Source organism: Streptomyces sp. NPDC085944 (assembly GCF_040686295.1).
GTDB classification, from domain to species: domain Bacteria; phylum Actinomycetota; class Actinomycetes; order Streptomycetales; family Streptomycetaceae; genus Streptomyces; species Streptomyces salinarius.
The window spans coordinates 175,045-190,753 of record NZ_JBFBJX010000015.1; the positions used below are offsets into that span (position 1 = coordinate 175,045).

Annotated in this window: 16 protein-coding genes and 2 pseudogenes; 11 read left to right on the top strand and 7 right to left on the bottom strand. The window is 71.7% G+C overall.

Features of this window, described 5'->3' with window-relative positions; genetic code table 11:
• The first annotated feature begins 18 nt into the window (after positions 1–18).
• From AB0P07_RS27775 to AB0P07_RS27805, 7 genes are all read left to right on the top strand, one after another.
• Complete coding sequence (locus AB0P07_RS27775; RefSeq protein ID WP_365555319.1) at positions 19–1,389, top strand: ferredoxin reductase family protein; 1,371 nt, start codon at positions 19–21, stop codon at positions 1,387–1,389.
• Positions 1,390–1,397: 8 nt separating this feature from the next.
• On the top strand, positions 1,398–1,847 hold the full coding sequence (locus AB0P07_RS27780; RefSeq protein ID WP_365555320.1) for an FMN-binding protein: 450 nt from the start codon (positions 1,398–1,400) through the stop codon (positions 1,845–1,847).
• Between the two features lie 28 nt (positions 1,848–1,875).
• Positions 1,876–2,577: an FAD:protein FMN transferase gene (locus tag AB0P07_RS27785; RefSeq protein ID WP_365555353.1), complete on the top strand. Its 702-nt coding sequence runs from the start codon at positions 1,876–1,878 to the stop codon at positions 2,575–2,577.
• A gap of 168 nt (positions 2,578–2,745) precedes the next feature.
• The gene (locus AB0P07_RS27790; protein WP_365555322.1) at positions 2,746–3,186 is read left to right on the top strand and encodes a universal stress protein; all 441 of its coding nucleotides are present in this window, start codon (positions 2,746–2,748) and stop codon (positions 3,184–3,186) included.
• A gap of 27 nt (positions 3,187–3,213) precedes the next feature.
• Positions 3,214–4,065, top strand: a complete 852-nt coding sequence (locus tag AB0P07_RS27795) for a universal stress protein (RefSeq protein ID WP_365555324.1) — start codon at positions 3,214–3,216, stop codon at positions 4,063–4,065.
• Positions 4,066–4,271: 206 nt separating this feature from the next.
• On the top strand, positions 4,272–5,342 hold the full coding sequence (locus AB0P07_RS27800) for a zinc-dependent alcohol dehydrogenase family protein (RefSeq protein ID WP_365555326.1): 1,071 nt from the start codon (positions 4,272–4,274) through the stop codon (positions 5,340–5,342).
• Between the two features lie 402 nt (positions 5,343–5,744).
• On the top strand, positions 5,745–6,311 hold the full coding sequence (locus AB0P07_RS27805) for an OsmC family protein (protein ID WP_365555328.1): 567 nt from the start codon (positions 5,745–5,747) through the stop codon (positions 6,309–6,311).
• Positions 6,312–6,457: 146 nt separating this feature from the next.
• Here AB0P07_RS27805 and AB0P07_RS27810 read toward each other — a convergent pair whose 3' ends face one another.
• The 4 genes from AB0P07_RS27810 to AB0P07_RS27825 all read right to left on the bottom strand — a co-directional run bounded on the left by AB0P07_RS27810 (position 6,458) and on the right by AB0P07_RS27825 (position 8,633).
• A complete protein-coding gene (locus AB0P07_RS27810) occupies positions 6,458–6,916 on the bottom strand; it encodes a universal stress protein (RefSeq protein WP_365555355.1) in 459 nt (152 codons plus the stop codon).
• Between the two features lie 103 nt (positions 6,917–7,019).
• The gene (locus tag AB0P07_RS27815) at positions 7,020–7,205 is read right to left on the bottom strand and encodes a hypothetical protein (protein ID WP_365555330.1); all 186 of its coding nucleotides are present in this window, start codon (positions 7,203–7,205) and stop codon (positions 7,020–7,022) included.
• A gap of 272 nt (positions 7,206–7,477) precedes the next feature.
• Positions 7,478–8,140, bottom strand: a complete 663-nt coding sequence (locus AB0P07_RS27820) for a CBS domain-containing protein (RefSeq protein ID WP_365555331.1) — start codon at positions 8,138–8,140, stop codon at positions 7,478–7,480.
• Between the two features lie 34 nt (positions 8,141–8,174).
• The gene (locus AB0P07_RS27825) at positions 8,175–8,633 is read right to left on the bottom strand and encodes a cyclic nucleotide-binding domain-containing protein (RefSeq protein ID WP_365555333.1); all 459 of its coding nucleotides are present in this window, start codon (positions 8,631–8,633) and stop codon (positions 8,175–8,177) included.
• A 460-nt stretch (positions 8,634–9,093) separates the two neighbouring features.
• On the opposite strand from AB0P07_RS27825, the gene AB0P07_RS27830 reads away from it, so the two are divergent.
• Positions 9,094–9,972, top strand: a complete 879-nt coding sequence (locus AB0P07_RS27830) for a universal stress protein (protein WP_365555335.1) — start codon at positions 9,094–9,096, stop codon at positions 9,970–9,972.
• 48 nt (positions 9,973–10,020) lie between these two features.
• On the opposite strand, the pseudogene AB0P07_RS27835 reads toward AB0P07_RS27830, so the two are convergent.
• Positions 10,021–10,119, bottom strand: a pseudogene (locus AB0P07_RS27835) (polyphosphate kinase 2); the annotation flags it as partial.
• A 261-nt stretch (positions 10,120–10,380) separates the two neighbouring features.
• On the opposite strand from AB0P07_RS27835, the gene AB0P07_RS27840 reads away from it, so the two are divergent.
• On the top strand, positions 10,381–10,779 hold the full coding sequence (locus tag AB0P07_RS27840; protein ID WP_365555337.1) for a DUF302 domain-containing protein: 399 nt from the start codon (positions 10,381–10,383) through the stop codon (positions 10,777–10,779).
• Positions 10,780–10,991: 212 nt separating this feature from the next.
• Here the strand turns inward: AB0P07_RS27840 and AB0P07_RS27845 are convergent, their stop codons facing one another.
• Positions 10,992–11,945 (bottom strand): sigma-70 family RNA polymerase sigma factor, encoded by a 954-nt coding sequence (locus AB0P07_RS27845; RefSeq protein ID WP_365555339.1) that lies wholly within the window; start codon positions 11,943–11,945, stop codon positions 10,992–10,994.
• Between the two features lie 10 nt (positions 11,946–11,955).
• Complete coding sequence (locus AB0P07_RS27850; protein WP_365555340.1) at positions 11,956–13,164, bottom strand: FAD-dependent oxidoreductase; 1,209 nt, start codon at positions 13,162–13,164, stop codon at positions 11,956–11,958.
• A 793-nt stretch (positions 13,165–13,957) separates the two neighbouring features.
• Between AB0P07_RS27850 and AB0P07_RS27855 the strand changes: the two are divergent.
• A pseudogene (locus AB0P07_RS27855) lies at positions 13,958–14,281 on the top strand (TerD-family protein); the annotation flags it as partial.
• A gap of 476 nt (positions 14,282–14,757) precedes the next feature.
• Positions 14,758–15,540, top strand: coding sequence for a DUF3152 domain-containing protein (locus tag AB0P07_RS27860; protein ID WP_365555342.1), 783 nt, complete (start codon positions 14,758–14,760; stop codon positions 15,538–15,540).
• Positions 15,541–15,709 lie beyond the last annotated feature (169 nt).

The following is a 15,709-nucleotide window of genomic DNA, read 5'->3' on the forward strand; positions in this document are numbered from 1 at the left end:
CTGCATGAGGAGACGTCCATGACCACCGCGACCGACCGACCGCCGCCGGCGCGGCACCGCGCCCCCGCCACGCCGTGGCGGGCATCACCGGCCGCGGCGCTCCAGGCGGCCGCGTGGGCCGGAGGCATCGCCGTACTCGCGCTGTGGTGGAGGGACACGGGCTCGGTCGTCGGCGCGGCCGGCTGGCTCACCGGTGCGGGGCGCATCACGGGGCTCCTGTGCGGATACATGTGCGCCCTGCTGGTCGCCCTGATGGCGCGGGTGCCGTGGCTGGAGAGCCGGGTGGGCACCGACCGGGCCGCGCGCTGGCACGCCTCGGCGGGTCGCTGGACCATCGGCCTGCTCATGGCGCACATCCTGCTGATCGTCCTCGGCTATGCGGCACAGGCACAGGTGGGGGCGTTGAGAGAACTCGGCACGATCGTGTTCGACCTGCCGGAGATGCTCAAAGCCACGGCAGGCGCCCTGATACTGCTCGCCGTCGGCTACACCTCGGTGCGCGCGGTACGTCGCCGGATGCGCTACGAGACCTGGTACCACCTGCACCTGTTCACGTACGCGGCGGTCTTCCTCGGCTTCTCGCACCAGCTGGCCGTCGGGGCGGACTTCGTCAGCAACGCGCCCGCCCGCGCCGCCTGGTACACGCTGTACGTCTCCGTGGCCTGCCTGGTCCTGTACTTCCGTGTCCTCCTCCCGGTGCGGCTCAATCTCCGGCACCGGATCCATGTCGAGGCCGTCGTGCCCGAGGCGCCCGGTGTGTACTCCGTCTGGATGCGCGGTCGCCGGCTCGACCGGCTCGACGCCCGGCCCGGGCAGTTCCTGCGCTGGCGCTTCCTGACCCCCGGCATGCGGGGCGCCAGCCATCCCTACTCGCTCTCGGCCGTGCCGCGCGACGACCTGATGCGCATCACCGTCAAGACGCTCGGCGATCACAGTGCGGCCGTCGCCGCCCTCCGCCCCGGCACCCGGGTGTGGGCGGAAGGGCCGTACGGAGCCCTCACCGCGGCACGACGCAGCCGCCGCAAGGTGTTGCTGATCGCGGGCGGCACCGGGATCACCCCGCTGCGCACGTTGTTCGAGACGCTGCCCGCCGCGCCCGGCGACCTGACGCTGCTCTACCGGGCGCGCACCCCGCAGGAACTGGCGCTGAGCGGGGAACTGGAAGCCGTCGCCGCCGCACGCGGCGCCCGTCTCGTGTACCTCCTCAACAACCCGGACGGCTCGCGCGTCCGGGTCACCGCGGAACGGCTCAGGGCGATCGTGCCAGACGTCGACCTGCACGACGTGTACCTGTGCGGGCCGAGGGGACTGTCCCTGGCCGTGTACGACGCCTTGCGGGACGCCGGAGTGCCCGCGTCCCGCATCCACCACGAGTCCTTCGAACTGTGAGCCCCGCCATGCGCGCCCACCCCGTCCGCCGCACCGCGCTGACCTGCGCCGCCACCGTCACCGTGACGGTCCTCGCGCTGTCCCTCAAGCCTCACCATCCGCCGGTCGGCGCCCTGCCGCCCGCCACGACGCCCACCCCGAGCAGCGGCACCGGCACCGGCACCGGGGGAACCTCCTCGGGAACCCGTACGGTCACAGGTCCCACGGTCCAGACGCGCTACGGACCCGTTCAGGTACAGCTCACGCTCGACGGTTCGCGGATCGTCGCCGCGCGCGCCGTGCAGTCTCCCGGCGGCGACCCCCGCAGCCGGCAGATCAACGCCTCGGCGGTGCCCGTTCTCGTCAAGGAGACGCTGAACGCCCAGGGCGCCCACCTCGACGCGGTCTCGGGCGCGACCTACACGAGCGAGGGCTACATGAGCTCTCTGCAGAGCGCGCTGGACCAGGCTCGTGCCTGAGCCGGAACTGCACCGCGTGGTGCACACGATGGGCACGGTGTTCTCCTGCACGGTGCGCGCCGAACCCACGCCCGGGCTCCGCCGGGCCTTCGACGCGGCCGAAGGCCTGCTGCACCACGTCGACGAGGTCTTCTCGCCCTTCCGGCCGGACAGCGCCGTCAGCCGCGTCAGGCGCGGGTGGACCGTGCCCGAGGGGTGGCAGCCGGAGCTGAGCGAGGTCCTCGCCCTGTGCGCCGACGCCCACCGGCGCACCGGCGGCCGGTTCGCGGCGTGGCACTCGGGCGTCTTCGACCCGAGCGGCCTCGTCAAGGGATGGGCGGTGGAACGTGCCGCGCGCCTCCTCCGCGCGGCGGGGGCGGAGCACGTGTGTCTCAATGGGGGAGGGGACGTGCAGTTGTACGGCGGGCCCTGGCGCGTAGGCATCGCGCATCCCCTCCGGCCCGGCTCCTGCGCCGCGGTGGTCGAGTCGCCCGGAGGCCCGCTGGCAATTGCCACCTCAGGGCCCGGCGAGCGGGGATGCCACATCGTGGACCCGAACACCGGTTCCCCGCCCACGGACGGCCTCGCCTCGCTGACCGTGACCGGTCCTTCGCTCACGGAGGCCGACGTGCTCGCGACGGCGGCGTACTGCATGGGCGCCGAAGCCCGCGAGTGGCTGGGCGCCCTGCCCGGCGTCGCCGCGTTCGCGGTGATGCCGGACGGACGGACCTGGACGACCGGCAAGGGCTGAGCGGGAAGGCGGTCCGCCGGGCGTCGGGACCGATGCCGACCCGCGGTTCGGCCGCACGGGTCGGCCGAAGGGACCCTCGGTCGTGTCCGGGGACGAGTGGCCCCTGCCCCGGCGCCCCCGTTGCGCGACACGCTGGAGTCGGTAGGGCCGACACGGGAGGTGTGCGACATGACCCGCACGATCACGGTGGGAATCGACGGCTCGCCCGAGAGCCACGCCGCCGCCGAATGGGCGGCCCGCGAGGCCGAGCTGCGCGACCTGCCGGTACGCGGCACGGCCGTGCACGTGGTCACCGGCTGGCAGCCACCGCCGTACTCCCCTTCACCGGCCGCCGACGGCGTACCGGACCAAGGGGTGGCCCGCAGGAGGGCCGCCGACCTCACCCGGCTGCTCCTGCCCTGGCGGCAGGCGTACCCGGATGTCGAGGTCGTCGAGCAGTCCCGCCCCGGCAGCCCCGCCCACCTTCTGGTCGACGCGTCGCACGAGGCGTCCCTGGTGGACGTCGGGCGGCGCACCCGGCCCAGCCCGCTCGGCGTGCACATCGGTGCGGTCGCCCACGCGGTGCTGCACCACGTCGGTGCCCCCGTCGCCGTCGTGGCCCATCCCTGACGCATCCCGGTCGAGAGGAGGGGCGTCATGTATCTGCCTCTAGTGGTCGGGGTCGACGGCTCCGAGCCCAGCCTGCGAGCCGTCGACTGGGCGGCCGACGAGGCCGCCCTGCACGCAGTTCCCCTCCTGGTGGTCTTCGGGACCCTGTGGGAGCGGTACGAGGGCGCCGCCCTCGCCCGCGAGCTGGACGGGACCTCCGCCGACGCAAGGGCCGACGACATTGTCGAGGCCGCCGCCCGGCGTGCCCGGCGACGGCATCCCCACCTCGTCGTCACCACCGAGACGGTGCCCGACGAGGCCGAGCACGCCCTGGTCTGCGCGGGGCGCAACGCGTCCATGATCATCGTGGGCAGCCGAGGCCGCAGCGGCATCGCCGACAGACTGCTGGGCTCCGTCAGCCGGACTGTGGCCGCCGGGAGCGACTGCCCGGTCGTCGTGCTGCGCGGCAACCACGACAACCGCGCCCTCGAAGGAGGGAACGGCCCCGTCGTCGTCGGTGTCGGCGAGACGTCGGCGTCCGTCCTGCCGCTCGCCTTCACGGAAGCACGTCTGCGTGACGTGCCCCTGGTCGCCGTTCGAGCCTGGCGCTGTCCCGCCCACGAGGCGATCGATCACCCCCTGCTGGCGGGAGAACCCGCCCGGCCGTACGAGGAGCGGGCAGCCAGGGAACTGGAAGCAGCTCTGGAAGACGCACCGCCTGATGTCACCGTGCGCCGGCGCACCGTCGAGGGCCCGGCACGCGCGGTGCTGCCCGCCGCTTCGGCGGAAGCCGGCCTGCTGGTGATCGGCCGTCGCACCCAGGGGCGGCTCGGCCGGGTCGCCCACGCCGTCCTGCACCGCTCGGCCTGCCCGGTCGTCGTCGTGCCGGAGCGGACGTGAGCACGCCGAGCGGGCCCAGGGCCGACATGTGGCGGGCGGGGGCCGACCGGCCCAAGCGGCGTCCGTGCTGCCGGGGCAGTCTGGAGTTGTGGGGCAATCCCCGTCGTACCGACGGTCGTGGGCCCGCCCGGCGCGGACCGGTCACCGTGGCCCCGGATGCTCCCGAGCGCAAGGAGAGCCCGAGCGCAAGGAGAGTGAGCATCACGATGAAAGGCTACGTATTCCACGGTCCGGGCCGGTCCGCGTGGGAGGACACACCCGATCCGGAACTCAAGGAGCCCACCGACGCCATCGTGCGGGTCGACGCCGTCACCATCTGCGGGACGGATCTGCACATCCTGAAGGGGGACGTCCCCGAGGTGCGGCCCGGGACCGTCCTCGGCCACGAGGCGGTCGGCGAGATCGTCGAGGTCGGCACGGACGTACGCACGGTGCGGCCGGGAGACCGCGTCCTGGTGTCCTGCATCACCGCCTGCGGAAGGTGCCGCTACTGCCGTGAGGGCGGGTACGGCCAGTGCCTCGGCGGAGGGGGCTGGATCCTCGGCCACCTGATCAACGGCACTCAGGCCGAGTACGTGCGAGTCCCGCACGCGGACCTCTCCGTGCACTCCCTGCCGGGCGCGGTCACCGACGAGGACGCCGTGCTGCTCGCCGACATCTTCCCGACCGCCTACGAGGTGGGCGTGCTCAACGGACGCGTCCGCCCCGGCGACACGGTCGTCGTGGTGGGAGCCGGCCCCATAGGACTCGCCGCGGTCGCCACGGCGCGGCTGTTCGCACCCGAACGGATCGTCGTCGTGGACCTGGCCACCGCCCGGCTGGAGGCCGCCCGCAAGCTCGGGGCGGAGGCCGTGGCGGACGCCCGCGAGGACCCGGAGCAGCTGGTCGCCGACCTCACCGGGGGCCTTGGCGCCGATGTCGTCATCGAGGCCGTGGGCGTCCCCGAGACCTTCGAGATGTGCACGCGCATGGTGCGCCCGGGCGGGCACGTCGCCAACGTCGGCGTGCACGGCAAGCCGGCGACCCTGCACCTGGAAGACCTGTGGATCAAGAACGTCACCATCACCACCGGTCTGGTCGACACCCGTTCCACGCCGACGCTGTTGCGCATGGCGGCGTCCGGCCGGCTCCCCACCGGCCAGCTGGTGACCCACACGTTCCCGCTGGAACGCATGGAGGAGGCGTACGAGGTCTTCTCCGCGGCCGCCGACACCGGAGCGCTCAAGGTGGTCCTCGGCGGCCCCAGGCGCGAAGTCGTCGCCGCCGACGCGGTGTGACACGGCCGGCCCGCCCGGCGGGCGTCGCGTCCGCCGGGCCGGGTCGCCGGACGGGTCGGAGCCGGTCACCCGTGGGACGATCGGACGGAGGACCGGCGTACGCGGTGCGGCAGTGGGCCGCGTCGTCTTCACCCGCGACGGGCTGCCCGCCGCCCCTCCCGGCAGCTCCTGGTCGGCCCCGGATGCTGCCGTGCTGGTGCGCACCTCGGAGGCGTCCGAGAGGGTCCGCGCGGTCGAGGGGCTGTTGTCGCGTTCGAGTCGGATGACATCGACGCCGCGGCACACGCGGGCCGGAGCGTCGGCGACACCGGGGTCGCCTCCGTCCTGGCGGAGACAGCCGAGCGAGAACGTCTCACGGAGATCGGTCCACATTCGTGGGCTTCGTGGCCGCACGCGGTCCTCGTGCGTATCGTCCTGGACACCTCCTTCGCCTCCTGTGACGAGGACGAACTGTGGACGTCCCTCACGGCGGAGGAAGCCAGGCGTCTCGCCGGTCTGCTGCTGTTCCAGGCAGCCGCGGTGGAACCGGAGCCCAGTGCCGCACCCGGAGCCGTCGAGGTGGTGCCGGTCGTCCAAGACGCCTACGGGGTCCGGGTCCGTGGGCATGTGCTGACCGTCGACCAGCCGCTCGCCGACGGAGGGAAGGACACCGCTCCCACGCCCGTGGAGCTGTTCGTGGCGGCGGTGGCCTCGTGCGCCGCGCACTACGCGGGGCGCTTCCTGGACCGGCACGGTGCCGGTCGGGAGGGCCTCTCCGTCCGTGCCGGGTTCCACACGGCTGACAACCGGCCGCCGCGCGTCGCGTCGTTGCTCCTGACCGTCACGGCCCCCACCCTGCCGGCGGAGCAGCTGGACGCCCTGCGAGCGGTGGTGTCCCACTGCACTGTCACGAACACCTTGGCCCGGGCACCGGAGGTGGCGCTGGAGGTGCGCGGCGCGCCCTCGGAGGAGAGCGCCCGCGACACGTAGACGAGCCCGCACTGAAGCCCTGCGGGTGTGGCGGCTCCCGCGCCGTGCGACGTCTCGCCGCCGACGGTGTGTGTGGGATGTGTTCCGCGGACACCGGACCAGTGGCCCGTCGGCCCGTCGGCCCGTCGGCCCGCCGGTGAGGCGGATCAGTGGACCGGGTCGGTTTCCGCTTCCTGGCGGACGACGACGACGGGGCAGGCCGCGTGCTGGGCACAGCGCTGGCTCACCGAGCCCAGCATCGCCCGTGCGAAGGCGCCCCTGCCCCGGCGGCCCACCACGAGGAGTTCGGCTCCCTGCGACGCACGGATCAGGGTCTCCGACGGGTCGCCTTCCACCAGGATCTCCTTCAGACCCGGCGGCCGTTCGGCGGGGAACGTGGCCTCCAGCTCCGCCGCGAACCGCTCACGGGCTTGTTCCAGGTCGAAATCGGGGTCGATGGCCGGACCGGTGAAACCGACCGCGGAGGGTGTGTCCCAGACATGGATCGCTTCCACGACACCACCGACGGAGCGTGCGTACCGGTCGGCCCAGCGCAGCGCGGCATAGGAGGACGGGGACCCGTCCACACCCACGACCACCCGTGCTGTCGCCTCAGAGGACTGCATGGTCACCTCGCTCACGTCGTCCGCCCCTGTCCACGCTGCCCGGTACCACGCCACCGCGCCAGCGGAGAGAGCGCAGGCCGAACAGCACACCTGGATGTATCGATCACGACCGGAGGCGGTCGCCGAGATCCGCGGTCGGCTCGGACAGCCGTTCCGAGAACATGGGGCGCCCGGTCGGCCGGGGAGCCCGGACGCGCACACTGTCGGCGGGCAGGCCCGCCAGGTCCGCCGTCAGCCGCGCGTGTCCCTCCGGCAGGGTGTCCGGCGGGCCGAGACGCCCTGCCGTCACGCATGACCGTTCGCAGCAGTGGCTCCGCCCCGGCCGGTCCCGGTTCGTCCCATCCGGGGCCTGTGGCCGGGGCACATGACTCCGCCACCCGTCACAGGGCCCGGGACGGCGCGACACCGCATGACCGGAAGGTCGGAGCACGCAGGACCTGCAGCGGACCGTCCGGGACCGCGCTGACCGAACTGACCGCGCCGACGCCGCGGTCCTGGGGCACTGTTACGAGGAGTACGCCTGGCCGGGCGTGGCGCCGGCCCGTAACGCGCTGGTCTCCTTCACCTTTCGGCAGCGGCCTCGACATCCGTCGGGTCCCATCGGACGTCGACGACGCCCTCCACGGCGCGGACCAGGCGGGCGGCCACGGGCACCAGCGAGGTGTCCCTGACCCGTCCTCCGAGGGTGACGAGGCCGTCCGACACCTCCACCCGGACGGTGTCCGCCGGGGAGGGGAAGAGCGGTGCGACGACTTCCCGGCCGACCTCTTCGGCGATGTCGTCGTCCGTGCGCAGGAACACCTTCAACAGGTCGGCTCGGCTGACGACACCTTCGAGCAGTCCCTCGGCGTTGACGACGGGCAACCGCTTGACCTTCCGCTGCGCCATGATGCGCGCGGCCTGGGCGAGGGTGGCGTCGGGGTGGACGGTGACGGCGGGAGCCGTCATCACGTCCGCCGCGGTCAGACCGCCGGCCTTGACCAGATCGGTCAGGCGGCGCATTTGAGTGAAGCGGTCCGGGTCACTGTCCCGGAACTCCTCCTTGGGCAGCAGGTCGGCCTCCGACACGAGACCGATCACTCGTCCCTCGCCCTCGAGTACGGGCAGGGCACTGACCTTCCACTGGTCCATGAGCGCGATGATGTCCTTGAACGGAGCCTGTGGACCCACGGCCACGGCCGTGTGCGTCATCACGGCACTCACCGTGTGCGGGCTGTTGAGCATGGCTTCCTCCTCGACCCGGCCTGAGGGGACGTACTCACGGCAGGATTCCGCTGCCGTGCGGGGCGTACAGGTCCAGCAGACGGATGCGCGTCTTCTGCAGGCGGTCGGCCACCACCTGTCCGACCCAGGACGCGATCGCCCGGCCGAAGTCGGGGTGCTCGGCGCACCCGGCCAGGACGGTCTTCGCGTCGAACTCCCAGGCCCGTACCGGGCTGAGCGCCTCGGCACCCAGGTGCCACTCGTACGGAGGGAAGTGCCAGGACCAGCCGAGGAGTTCGCCGTGGCCCAGCGACTCGACGACGGCGTTGCGTCCGTCGGGAACGCGGAGGTCCAGAACGACCGTTCCGGTCCGAATGATCCAGAAGCGATCGGCCGGCCGGCCCTCTTCGAACAGCCGGGCACCGGGCGGGAACGAGACTTCGCGGGCGAGCCGCAGCAGACGTTCGCGGTGCTGCGCCGGCATGGCTATGGGCAGGGTGGTTGTGGAGGTCATCGTTTCGTCTCCTTCCACTGCCCCCGGACCGTCGGGGAGCGGTCGCTCGGGCGGCTGCCGAGCGCGACCGCCCTTCCCCGATACCAGCCTGCCGCTTGTGTGCCGCCGGCACTACGGGCCTTCCGGGCACTGTCGGGGGACACTCGGCCCCGGACACGTGGGGCCATCGGCGTGCGCATCCCGACCGCAGGGTGCGGCCGTCGACCCCAGCCCTGCCGTCCCCTGCGCCACCTTCTGCAGCACCTGCGGAACGCCGGGTGGAAGGGACGACCGGTCCCGGCCCGCCGGCCGTCGGAACGGGGCCGAGACGGCCTGTACGCAGGCGCCGGCCATCCGGTCGTTGGGGCCGAAGGTCCCTCGGAGGGACCCGATCGCCCCTGCCGGACCCGGGCGCCCGGTGCCACCGTGAAAGTGGTAGTTCCGCTACACGGACTGGCAGAAGGAGAGAAGGGCGGTGGGGATGATGGCACTTCCCCTGGTGGTAGGTGTCGACGGGTCGGACGGCAGCCTCCTGGCCATCGACTGGGCGGTGGACGAGGCACAGCGCCGTCGGCTGCCGTTGCGCCTGGTGTACGCCTCTCTCTGGGAGCGGTACGAGGGAGCACTGCCGGCCGTGGGCCGAGAGCGCCCCTCCGAGCAGGTGATGGCCGAGAACATCGTCGGGACCGCCGCGGAGCGCGTCCGGCGCCACGATCCCAGCCTCACGGTCGAAACCGACACGATACCGGCGGAAGCGGTCTCCGCCCTCCTGGCCGAAGGCAGGCACGCCACGGCCGTGGTCACCGGATCACGAGGTCGTGGCGAGCTGAAAGGGGCGCTCCTCGGCTCGGTCAGTCTTGCCGTCGCCTCCCGGGCCGACTGCCCGGTGGTCGTCGTCAGGGGCGAGAAGCCGGCGCTGTCCGGCTCCCACGAGCGCATCCTGCTGGGGGCGGGCGACCCCGACACCGGCGGAGCGGCCGTGCGGTTCGCCTTTCGCGAGGCCGACATCCGGGGTTGCGAGCTGGACGTCGTACGGGCCTGGCGGTGTCCGGCGTACGAGAATGCCGACGACCGGACACCGCGCGACGACTCGGAGGGTCAGCACGAGCAACGGGCTTCCGCCCTGATCGACACCCTGGTGGCCGAAGCCGCCGCGGAACACCCGGGCGTGAGGTTGCGCAGGACGACGATCGAAGGGCCGGCCCGCAAGGTGCTGGTTCATCAGACGGCCGCCGCCGACCTCGTTGTCGTCGGGGCACGCCACAGGTCGGGACACTTCGGTCTTCAGCTCGGGCGGGTCACCCACACGCTGCTGCAGCACGCGGCCTGCCCGGTCGCGGTGGTGCCTCAGACGTCCTGACGCCTTCGGTGCGCGGCTTCGGGACCCGGCGTCACGCGCGGGCAACCGTCACAAGCGAGCCGCATGGTGCGGTACGTACGTCTGCCGGTCCCGGGGCGACCGCGTGTGGCCCGTCGGCTGGGGGCGTCCCGGCACCCTGAGTGAGGGCGACTCAACATGATCGCCCACCTCTTGGACTCCTTCCCCCGTCACCGCGTGCCGTCGTCCCGTCCTTCGAACACCACGGCAACGCGTTTCTTCTCGGTCAGAACCCATCCTGAAGGTTCACCAATTCATCTGCAGGCGCCGCGACTCCTTCTCGTACGCCTTGCGTGAGATTTTGCGGAGTTCCGTGCCTGCCATACGGCCTCGCGTGAAGAGTGCGCTCGGCCGGGTACCCCGGAAGCCTCGGAAGTCGGGAGGAAACCCATGCGTTACGGCCGTACCATCACGCTGGAAGGCCCGTTCGAGCAGGTGCAGCAGGACGTCCGTCAGGCCTTGGCCGACCAGGGCTTCGGGGTCTTGACCGAGATCGACGTCCAGGCCACTCTCAAGGCCAAGCTGGACCAGGACATGGAGCCCTACCTGATCCTCGGCGCGTGCAATCCGCCTCTGGCGCACCGAGCACTGGGGGCCGACCGGTCCGTAGGGCTCCTGCTGCCCTGCAACGTCGTCGTCCGCGGAGACGGCGACCGGGTGATCGTCGAAGTGATCGACCCCGACACCATGGTCACCCTCACGGGTCTCGACGCCATGGCGCCCGTGGCGCAAGAGGCCGGCCGGCGTCTCGACGCGGCACTGAGTGCGCTCGGGCCCTCGGGCTCCTGACCGCCTCACCGCGTGCGGGCGACCGAGAGGCCGGCGCCGGCGGACAGTGAGGTGAGCCGGGGCGGGTCGTGCCCTCGTCCTCGCTGTGACGTGGTGGTCCACGTGACCAGCCGCGCCGGGCCGAAGGTCTGAAGGTCACACCACGGTCGCCCCGGGTGGACGACCGCGCGGCCGGGTGCTTTACGAGCGACCGCCCAGGGAACGCAGGCGGATCACCACTGGGCGATGAGCGGTGTGTCCGGTGGGTGCTGTCGCCAGGCTTCGGTGAGGCGGACGAGGCGGGCGGGGGCGGCGATGCCGCGCACGGTTGCGATCTTGCCGTGGGCGATGTCGAACGTCACGGCGCCGACGACCGGGCCGCCGACCACGAAGAGGACGGCGGGGGCGCCGTTGACGAGGGCGTAGTGGACGGTCATGGTTCCGCCGGCGAAGCGCCGTTTCGCGGCTGTGGGCTTGAAGCCGGCTCGTGCGATGGCGGCGACGCGCTGTGGGGTGTCGAACTGCAGCAGCTTCTCGGTCAGGCCGGCGCCGTCGGAGATCGCGGTAGCGTCGTCGGTGAGCAGCGCCACCAGCCGCTCGGTGCGGCCCGAGGCAGCTGCGGTGAGGAACTCCTCGGCGATCCGGCGCGCGGACGCCGCGTCGACCTCCTCGCCGCGGCGCCGTGCGGCGGGGAGGCGGCGCCGGGCCCGGTGGAGGTGCTGCTGGCTTGCGGACTCGGTGATGTCGAGGATCTCGGCGATCTCGGCGTGGCTGTAGGAGAACGCTTCGCGCAGGACGTAGACGGCCCGCTCGAAGGGTGACAGACGCTCCATGAGGGTCAGCACAGCCAGCGAGACCGACTCGCGCTGCTCGAACGTGTCGGCCGGGCCGAGCATCGGATCGCCGTCGAGGAGCGGTTCGGGCAGCCAGGCGCCGACGGCGCGTTCGCGGCGGGCCTGTGCCGAGCGGAGCCGGTCCAGGCACAGGTTGGTGACGACCTTGGTCAGCCATGCCTCGGGCAGCTTGATCAGCTGCCGGTCGGCGGCCTGCCAGTGCAGGAACGCATCCTGCACGGAGTCTTCGGCGTCGGCGGCCGAGCCGAGGAGGCGGTAGGCCAGCGAGGCCAGCCGGTTCCGGCTGGCCTCGAACCGACTGATGTCGAAGCGATCAGTGGCGGCGCTGTCCACGCGGACCACCCTAGGCGGCCACGCGAGGCGCCTTCGCGGCGGCGCCGTCAGGCGCGGCTGCAAGACGGTGCTTGCGCCTGGGCAGGCCGGCTGTGGGGTGCTGGGCTCCCCGCAGCCCGCCCCTGGTGAGGCGCTCCTTGATCCACGCAGGCCTCCTGCCGCCCGCATACTTCGGCTTCGCCTGCCCTTCGTCGTCCACCTTCTGCAGGATCGCGTCCCGCCGCCCGAGGGTGATGTAGTTGTGCGTGTAGGCCAGCTTGGTGCGCGCGATCTTGCGGCCGGTCAGGCGCCCCAATATCGCCTCGACGGCCTGCCGGCCGGTGTCGCCGCACGAGCCGCACGACATCGGCATCGGCCGGCCGTTGTCGCGGACGGCGTAGGCGCTGTCGCCGATGGCGTAGACGTCCGGGTGCGAGACCGACTGCATGGTGCGGTCGACGACGATCCGGCCGTTCTCGGTGACCTCCAGACCGGCGGCGGCGGCGATGGGGTTGACCGCGAATCCGGCCGTCCACACGGTTGCGTCGGAGGCCAGGGCGGTGCCGTCGGCGCACAGCACCCGCGCCGTTTCCACGGCTTCGACGCTCGTGTGCTCCAGGACGGCGATGCCCAGCCGGTCGCAGGCCCGGCGCAGGTGGCCGCGGGCGCCGGCGGAGAGCCGGGCGCCCAGCTCGCCGCGGGCGATCAGTGCCACCGACAGGCCGGGCCTGGCCTCGGCGATCTCGGTGGCGGATTCGATCCCGGTCAACCCGTCCCCGACGACCAGCACATTCGCGTCTGCACCGGGCTTGTCCAGGCTGTCCAGGCGCTCGCGCAGGCGCAGCGCGGAGGGCTGGGACGCAACGTCGAAGGCATACTCGGCCGCGCCGGGAACGCCGCGGACGTCGCCGTGGCTGCCGAGCGCGTAGACCAGCGTGTCGTAGCCGAGTCCACCGCCGCCGTCGGGGTCGGCCACGGCGACGACCCGCCTCTCGGGGTCGACGGCGGTGACACGGGCCAGGCGCAGCCGTATCCCCGTGCCCGCGAAGACGTCGGCGAGCTTGGGAGCCTCGATCTCCCGGCCGGCCGCGAGCTGGTGCAGCCGCATGCGCTGGACGAAGTCCGGTACGGCGTTGACCACGGTGATCTCGGTGTCCGCGGGGGACAGCCGGCGGGCCAGGATCCCGGCCGTGTAGGACCCGGCGTAGCCGGCGCCGAGGACGACGATGCGGTGCCTCATGTGTTGCTCCTGCCTGTTCGGTTCCTCTTGGTGACTTGAGCGGAACAGCACCCCGATTGCTGACAGGAACTGGATGTGACGTGCGTCACATATTGACAGGTTCATGTTGGATCCGAGTGCCTCGACCGGCACTGCGCGCATCCGTCGCGTTCGCAGGGTGTCCGGGTGAGACCAACGGATTCAGCGGCCCACATCCCAGGAGCCGTCTGCTGTCAAGGGATCTCCCGCTCACACCCACGCGTACGGACCCACTGGTCTCCCGCGCACGACTCCACCCTCGGCCGCTCCGCCCGATCCCACCCGTCCGGCCAGGAAACCGACCCCTGCCTCCACACCAACGGCGACCCCGTCAACAACTGCGACCCAGTGGGCTGTTCAGCTTCTCCGACATGCTCGACACAGGTAGCGACGTAGTCGGGTGGTCTCGAGCTGCGTGGTCGGAGCGGGCGCAGGCGGTGCCGTAGTCGGCAGTTGCGCACTCGGCGGTGCAGCTGGGTACTACGGAGCTGAAATCATCACCTACGGATTGCGGATCTATGGCGTGGCACGCTGATCCGCATCTCGCTGTGCAGTCGGACATCTCTTCCCGGGTCCACGGCTGTCGCACACAAAAGTGATGCCGCGATGAATGGATGACGTTGGTGCACGAGGCGGTAAGGGGAGTGCGCATCTTTTCTGCGATCCTGATCGCAGGAGGGATATGCGCATGTCTTGCAGGTCCTCGCACCACTTCCTGGAAATCCCAGGCCCCGGAGGTGTTCCGGGTGAACGCCGCCACCGTCGGCGGCGGTGGATCCGACGCCGCTGGAAGTCGTCCGTCAGAAGTTCCTCGTCTCCCTCCGCGACGACCATCATCGCCACGACCTTCGCCGCGGACGCACCGCACGGGCGGCCGGTCTACGTTGTCGCGTTCGACAAGCGGTCGCCGGACGGAACGATCAACATGAGCCGGCGCAGCAGGACCGGTCAGGCCTTCGGTTTCGGTTTCGGCTTCGTCGAGGAGATGACGTTCGACCTCGACCGCCTGTCACCCTCACTCGCCCGCGTGGTCGTGGGAGTGGCGATCCATCAGGACGACGGATACAAGACCTTCGGCGACGTCTCGAACACCGGGGTGACCTGGAACGAGAGGGCATGCCGGTGAGCAGCAACGCCAAAACTGCTCCACCGGACCGCACGGGCCGTGGCCATGCCATGGGTGAGGGCTGTCGCGGTCACCACGGAAACGCGCCCGATCCCGGGAAACTGGCCAGGAACCAGATCACCAGCGGCATGAGTACGAGGAGCACGAACGCGGCCAGCACCTTTGCCCACGTCGCTGTCTTTCCAGGAGGCTCGGCAGGCATATCGGCTCCGTGTGACGGCGCGGCGTCGGCGGTTGCCGGCTCCGCTGTGAGGGTAGCTGCTGTGTGTACTGGCCATGGACCTGCCTCTGGCAGGGTAGTTGTCCGCCTTGAACGGTCGGCGGGCACCGCAGGCGTAGCCGTCGTTGGGCTCGGTCCCGGACGAGGCGGCCGAGGGGCCCGTCGGGCAGGACGCGGGGGTCGACTAAGCTCGACGTCCTGGTCTGAACCATGAAGGGTGTGACGGTCTGTGCGGCGGTGGGGGTGCGGTCAGGGGCGCGCCGTCCGAAGCCGTACGACGCGAACGTGGCTCGCTTGTCTGGTGGCCGGTGGTGTGCTGCTGAGCTGCGGAAGCGCGTACGGCCACTGGCGGCACAGCGAGACTGTGCGAGCCGTTGCCCGTTGCCTTCGGTCCCCCGGCGCGGCGTCGCACGCCGGGGACAGTATGCGGGGGGCGGCCGCCGTGCCGGTGGTCGGTTCCGGCACCTTCGTCACCGCGGCCGCCGAAGGCCGGGTGGTCGGCACGGGGGCGCGGTTGCGGCGCTACCAGGTGCAGGTCGAGGACAGCAGTGGCGTCGTGGCGGACGCTGCGGCGCGGGAGATCGCCGGAGTACTGGGAGATCCGCGGGGCTGGGGCAGCGACGGCGTGAACTCGTTCCAGCTCGTGGCCTCGGGGCGGCGCGATTTCGTCGTCAAGATCGCCACGCCGCACACGGTGGACTGTCTGTGCGGGTCGGCCGGCCTGCACACGCACGGTGAGGTCAACTGCAGTGTCGGCCGCACTGTGGTGGTGAATCTGCGGCGTTGGCTGCTCGGTTCGCCTGAGTTCGACGGACCGATCGAGGAGTATCGGGCGCTCATCATCAACCACGAGGTGGGGCACCGCATCGGACACGGTCATGAGACCTGCCCCGGTGCGGGTCGGCCCGCACCGGTCATGATGCAGCAGATCAAAGGTCTGAAGGGATGCGTCGCGAACGCCTGGCCGTTCGGCACCGACGGGCGCTACCTCAGCGGCCCGCACGTCTCGTGACCGGTGGCGGGCGACCGGAAGGACACGGCGCGCGGCTCGGCGAGGCCTGCGTCCTCTCCTCGTCTGTGTCATGAGGGAGAGGTGGCTGTCGGGGTGTGCTGGGGCGGGTGCAGTGATCTCAGGGCGCCTTGGTGGCTCAGCCAGCCGACCGGTTCGTTCTTGCTGGTGT